The sequence below is a fragment of the Aggregatilinea sp. genome, from assembly GCF_036822615.1.
Lineage (GTDB): Bacteria > Chloroflexota > Anaerolineae > Aggregatilineales > Aggregatilineaceae > Aggregatilinea.
Window position 1 is genome coordinate 1 of sequence record NZ_DAISHJ010000187.1, and the last position, 6,084, is coordinate 6,084.

At 64.1% G+C, this 6,084-nt stretch carries 6 protein-coding genes; all 6 read right to left on the reverse strand.

Annotated elements, in window-relative coordinates:
* A partial coding sequence (locus V7116_RS25035) for a hypothetical protein (protein WP_324394731.1) occupies positions 1-323 on the reverse strand: 323 nt, incomplete at its 3' end.
* Entirely contained in the window at positions 287-2,458 is a 2,172-nt protein-coding gene (locus V7116_RS25040) for a phage portal protein (RefSeq protein ID WP_324394732.1), read from the reverse strand. The genes V7116_RS25040 and V7116_RS25035, both read right to left, overlap by 37 nt.
* Positions 2,455-3,921, reverse strand: a complete 1,467-nt coding sequence (locus V7116_RS25045) for a hypothetical protein (RefSeq protein WP_324394733.1) — start codon at positions 3,919-3,921, stop codon at positions 2,455-2,457. The genes V7116_RS25040 and V7116_RS25045 overlap by 4 nt, the downstream gene beginning before the upstream one ends.
* Positions 3,890-4,690 (reverse strand): terminase small subunit, encoded by an 801-nt coding sequence (locus tag V7116_RS25050; RefSeq protein ID WP_324394734.1) that lies wholly within the window; start codon positions 4,688-4,690, stop codon positions 3,890-3,892. Before V7116_RS25050 ends, V7116_RS25045 begins: the two co-directional genes overlap by 32 nt.
* 504 nt (positions 4,691-5,194) lie before the next feature.
* A complete protein-coding gene (locus tag V7116_RS25055; RefSeq protein WP_324394735.1) occupies positions 5,195-5,461 on the reverse strand; it encodes a hypothetical protein in 267 nt (88 codons plus the stop codon).
* 188 nt (positions 5,462-5,649) lie between these two features.
* The gene (locus V7116_RS25060) at positions 5,650-5,904 is read right to left on the reverse strand and encodes a hypothetical protein (protein ID WP_324394736.1); all 255 of its coding nucleotides are present in this window, start codon (positions 5,902-5,904) and stop codon (positions 5,650-5,652) included.
* Between the last annotated feature and the right edge of the window lie 180 nt (positions 5,905-6,084).

Consider the following 6,084-nt stretch of genomic DNA (forward strand, 5'->3'; position numbering starts at 1 on the left):
CGCAGGCGCGGCAGCTGGTCGTCCGCGACGTCCGTCTCCGGCGCTTCCGGCGCGGGCGTGACGCGCAGATCGGCCTGCAGGGCCGTCAGGGCACGAATCGCCTCGGCGGCCTCGACCAGGCGCCCTTCGACCGCATACAGGAACGGCGATCCGCTGTCCCGCGCGAGGCCGCACACACCGCCGCTCACCGTCTGCTCGACGGCGAGTCGCTTCGCGAGGGCCACGTCCGGTACGCTGAAGATGGTCTTCGACTCCCCGCCCTGGTATTGAATGACGTTGTACATGATCAGTCCTCCACCACCGGCAGCTCGGAGCACCGGCAATTGACAATTTCCTTCAGGGGCGCCCCGTGACTGCCGTCGAGCGGGTGATCCATCTTGTAGCCACCCACGTCGAACGGCTCGTCGATAGCCCGGACTTGGCCGTTAGCGTCTCGATGGTTAGGACGCTCTCGGCCATCAACGGTTGCGCTCCACTCGTGCTGGGTGACACCCCACTCCCCAAACAGCTGGTGATTGCCGACGCCCAGGCTGCGCATCGTTTCCGTGCGGGCGATCATCTCGCGCCGGTACGGGGGCATGCGCTGCTCGAACCACTCGAAATCTGCCGCGGTCAGGTCGCCGTCCATGTACTGTTGGAACAAATCCTCCAGGCGATCTTCCATCTCGGAGACCGTCCAGCCCTCGCTCATCGCCTGCGCGATGATGGCCTGGACATCGTTTTTCGTGGTGTCGTTGATCTCCTGGGCAAACACGAGGGTGTAATCCTCGAACCAGGCCTCCGCCCGCAGGTTGCGAATATCGAACTGCACGCCCAGCGCGCCGGCCCAGTTCTCGCCGGATTCCTGCATGATGCCTTCCATCAGCGGGATGAACTGCTCGCGCCAGTTGGTCGCCCCCTGTTCTTTGAGGTAGTCGAGAATGTCCCCCTCGATCTCCGTCCAGCGCGGTGACGCCTTACGCTGGCGCGCGGCCTTCGCGCCCTCCTGGACCAGAGCCAGGCACTCGCGCCGGTCCTGGTCGAAACACGCGCGCGCCGTATCACCGAACCGCTCTTCCCAGTCCACCGCCAGCCGGTCCATTTTGGTCGCCATCGAGTCACGGTCGTAGGCCTTCAGGTGTCGCGCCCCGGCCCGGCGCTTGCTATCGGCCCGGTCGTCGCTCGTCGCATCGGCGTTGTCGCCTGCCGGGGTTGCCGCCGGGAGGGCGTCGGCGCCACCAACTGGCACCATCGTCTGCGGCACGTAGCCGATATCCCCCGTGGCGAGCGCGGGGGCGGGCAGTCCCGCCGTCTGCAGCGCCACGTTGGCAGGCACGCCCATCTGGAACATTTTCCAGGCCGCCTCGGCCAGCCCCGTCACGTCACGGCGTAAGGCGGGGACCTGGGAGCGGTCGAAGTCGACGAATGCGCCGTCCGGCGCCGCGAGGTAATACTGGCCCTCGTCGGCGATCAGGGCCTGCTCGGGCACCAGGGTGTCTTCCCAGGTCGCCTGGCGCGCCTGCGCGTAGTTGCTGTAGGTGCCGTGCTTGAGCCCGACCCGGGCACCGATGAGGATCGGCGCGACGCCGAACGGCCCGAGGATGCGTGATTCGTTGCGCTCGTCGAGGGACTCGAAGCCCATCTCTTCGAACGTGCTGGCCACGCGCTGGTACTCGCCCGACTGGTCGAGCACCCCGACCTCGCCCCAGTTGTCCACGCCGCCGTAGATTTCCTGCCACCGGCGGCGAATACGTGCCATCTCGTCGTCGTTCAGCGGTAGCGAGGACTTGATCAGCCCCTGGAACATGGCGCCGCGTTCGAAGAACACTTTGAGGTAGCGCGTGATGGCGTTGTCGACGTCGCCGGACCGCGCCAGCGGCGACAGCGGCGACAGGCCGTACCCGAGGCCGTGCATCGGATCGCCCGGCGATGGGAACTTGATGTGCATCATGTCCTGCGGCAGGAAGGGCACGCCGTCGCGCTTGCTCTTGCCCTCGGGCACGAACAGAAAACCCTTGATGCCAATCTCATCGTCCGGCACGATGAACACGCGGTCCGGGCGCAGCAGGTACATTGCCTCCGGCAGCGCCTCGGCACTGGGCCGTTTGAGGGCAATGTAGCAGTTGCCGCCCAGGTTCCAATAGACCGTCATGGCCTGGATGAACTCCGACCGGCTAGTGAACGGGTTCGGGCGCGCCAGCAGCTGCGACAGTGGGTGATCGCGGGGCGCAAGCTGGCGCTCGTCCGGCGTGCCCAGGTAGGCGCGCAGCGGCGCGAGCGACATGGCGCGCGCCTTCCACATCAACGCGGAGTAGATCAGCGTGTTGAGGTTGAACCCCTCGTTGATGTAGCTGTCGAGGTTGATCATGTGCCAGGCGGGATCCCCACCGAGAGACGGAAAGAGCATCATAGCCGCCTGCTTGCGCCCGTCCGGCTGCGACCGGCGTCGAAACAGCCGCCTGCTGAGTGACTGGATCATCCGAACACCGTCCCTCGCTTGCGCGTCTTGCCTACGATGGCCAGCACGTAGCTGTCCGCCAGGTCGTCCAATTCGCCCTCGGGGGCGGCCAACGTCGAGCGCCCGATGCTGCCGAGCTGGTAAAAGGTCCGCTCGCTGTGCAGCGTGGTCTCCTGGTGCATGAAGGCCGCGGCCCCGTCGTCGTACAACATCACCTTACCCGCCGGGGTGTTGTGCCAGCCCTCGCGCTCGTCGAAGCCTGGCAGGACCCGCAGCGGGGACCGCGACTGGAGATACGCAATGACGGCGTGGCCGTGATTGTTGCGCTCGACCATCACGTCGGCCCGGTTGTAGAACTGGCCGATCCGGTCGATGTGGCCCGGAAACACCGCCTTCGGCTCGTACTTCCCGGCCAGCATGGCGACTTCCTCGCCGGTCAGCGCGTCCAGGACCGTCAGCGCCGAATCGTTCGAGGCGGGCAGCCCTTCTGCCGGGTCCGCGCCAATCACATACCGGTGTCCCGGCTCCGGCAGCCGGTAGATGTGCAAGGTAGGAATAGCAGGCACGCCTGCCGGAATCTCCTGGTGCCCCTCCCCCACGACAACCAGGGGGTCCATCCGGGCGTAACACTGCGCCAACCAGGCGGGCGCGATGCGTTTGTCCAGCGTGCGCGCCGACAGCGCGTCATCGTCCGTCGTGGGGTACTGTTCGTGCAGGTCGTCGAGCGACCCGGTCGACGTCTGGACGTCCGCCTTCTCGCGTTCGTACCACGCCTGGTCGCGGCCCGGGTGCACGTACCACGGCAAAAAGACGGCAGTCCAGTTGTTGAGCCGGGCCTTCGCCGCCTTATAGAGCTTTTTGAACAGCGACTGCGGACGGTTTTTGTCGGGGCGGGAGAGCAAAATCATCTGGCCACCGTTGGCGATGGTGGGTTTGACCTGCGACATGATCGTGTCCTGGTTGGGGACCAGGTCGAACTCGTCGCACAACACCACGCTTGCCGTGTACGAGTCGCCGCCGGTAGTCGGGAAGGCTTTGGCGCGCGATCCGTTCGATAGCTCCCACTCGTGCGCGCTGTCGGTCACGACCTCGCGGCACTGGAGGAACGCGGGCAGCCGGCTGTACATGCCCTTGAGTCGGAAGTCCAATAATTCGATGGCCTCGTCGTCTCGCTTGGAAAACAGCAGCGCCGTGGCCGCGGCGCGAAATAGCATGCGGTGCAGGATGTGCCCCAGGGCAAGCCAGGTCATTCCGATCTGGCGCGCCTTCAACGCGATGGTGTTTGCGCCGGTGGCGAAGATATCCAGGACTGTGAGCTGCGCGGGCCAGAGCCTAAACGGAACCCAGTCCGCCTCGACCGCGTCGTAGATCAACACGTACATGTCGATGAAGTACGCCTCGTCTTCGTAACAACGTACCCACTCGCGGGCCTGCCACTCGGTCAGGTCGGCGTCAATGGTTGGGGCGGTCGCCAGGGCTGCCAAAGCGTTCCTGCCTCCAGGTGATGAGATCCTGCTTTGCGTCCTGCCACAGCCGGGCCAGATCGTCGCCGGTCAACCCGCCGGTGACCTCGCCGCTGTGGTTGACGTTGTCGGTAAACAGCTTGTGATATCGACCAATCTGCACGAGCGCCGCCTGGGCATCGTATAGTTCCACCTCGGGCCGCCCTTCGCTGTCGTACTTCAGCTTTTTGATGAGGTGCTCGCGCCCCTCTTCGATGCAAGCCTGCACATCAAAGCCGGGCGCCAGATCCACACCAAAGCGATCTAGCAGGGTGGCCTCAGTGGTCGGGCCGTGATCGCGCAGCTGAGCCAGGATGCGTGCCTGTTCCGGCGAGGCATCGTCGGGGTCGTCCGTGACGGCCAGGATATATGTCACTACGCCAGTCTTGGCATCGGTCTCCTGACGCACGGCGCCCTGACTGATCAGCAGCTCCAGCGCGACCGCGTAGCTGTGCCCGACCACCCGACGTGTGGTCAGGTATTGACTGCCCTCGTTGCGCGCCTGCTGGGCCAGTCGGGCCAGGACCTCATCCTTTTCCATCGCAATGTCGCTGATGCGCGCCTTGATCGCCGCCTGGATGTTAGCTTTTGTTAGCAATCGGGAGGCGGTCACGCGAAGGCCGGGCCCGTCCTTGTATCCCGCCAGGCGCGCTGCTTTCGTGGCATTCCAGGAATCGCAGTAGTAAACGACAAAAAGCTGCTCTTTTGGGGTCAGCTTTTTGTGCTGCTGGTCCTGCGTTCCGGTCGCCACTAGCGCGCCTCCTCGCTGGCAGACGCCAGCACATGGCCGATCAGCACCCGAGCGGGAGCTGGATCGCCATGTAGATGAGGATGAAGGTGGTCAGCATGGAGGCTCCTAAAAACGAAAACGACAGCACGCACCGGCGCGCTGTCGCCTGGATGACACGGCGAGGTACAGCGACCTCGCTCCATTGCAAACCACCGGTGATCAGCCGGTGGGGGATGGTACTGCGAGAACAGATACGTTAGCGCGGCTCTCTGCTCTCGCCGGTGCCGCCTGTCCGCGCGCGGCTGTCTCTACCCTGCCAGCACCTGCCCGGTCGGTGTGCTCTGGCGCGCTGTCCGGGCCCGCAAAATTTATTGAACCGATCCCCACCCTTGCCCCGTGCCACAAACGTTAAGGAGTGTCTATGCGGTCCGGCCACCGGCGAGGGCCCGGGCGTTGTAGGGGAGTTGACCTTTAGCGTAGCATATCCGGGTGCGGCTGTGCAGTCGGCAATGTTATCTATTAGATCTATCGCTCCGGGGCAATCCACTCCGACCCGACGACGATCAGCTTGCCATCTTCCTGGCGCAGCCGCCCATCGATGATCAGCTTCATGACGTGGTGATAAGCGGTCGAGTAGTAGACCCCGAACGCTTTTGCCACTTCGCGGATGCTGGGCGTCGGACCGTCTTTCTCGTCCGCGTAGGCACAGATGAAGTCGTAGATATCATCCCGGCGCGATCGGCTTCGTGGGGCGCGCTGTGGGGCATCCCAGGTCACGGTTAGTTGTCCCAACTGCCACGGTCCGTGAGCCATAGTCGCACGCGAGCTGCGCGCATTGCCCGTATCTTCCGCGACCACGAGTGTGTAGGAGAAGCGCCCAGGACCTTGAGTTCCGCAACCCGCGCGTTTTTTTCCACCTGTCGCCTCCACAATAAGGTATTAATTTGTCGCTTGGTCAGATCGCCCATCACGCCCCTCGCTCAATACGTGAAGCTCCGATCAATCAAATCCGCCGCCTCTTTCCAGTCCTTCGGCTCGTAAGCGACCTGGCGAATGCACCAGCGTCCACCCATGATGTTCGCATGCCATTCCATGTTGCTGTAAATCCATTCGAGCGAGTCCGGCGTCATGTCCTGGGCGTACTGCTGCGCCCCCTCCAGCGTGCCCCACACCCCCACGGTGACCAGCCGGTAACTGGGCCCGGACGAATGCAAGACGAAGACCGTAGATGGCATCTCACTCCTCACTCCCGCCATCTGAAGCGGCGTGCTCAGACGCTCGACGCAAGCATTCGGGGCAAATATCTTTCAGTAACCGCTCTTCGAGGTTGATGTACTGCCTCCACCTCTCCAGGCGTGGGGAGGCGGTCTTACTCCCGCACGTATCGCAGACAGTCCATTCCATAGTGAACCACC

Bases quoted from the DNA above. Each gene is read 5' to 3' on its own strand.
- V7116_RS25060 (WP_324394736.1), bottom strand. From the start codon at position 5,904: ATGCCATCTACGGTCTTCGTCTTGCATTCGTCCGGGCCCAGTTACCGG.
- V7116_RS25040 (WP_324394732.1), bottom strand. From the start codon at position 2,458: ATGATCCAGTCACTCAGCAGGCGGCTGTTTCGACGCCGGTCGCAGCCG.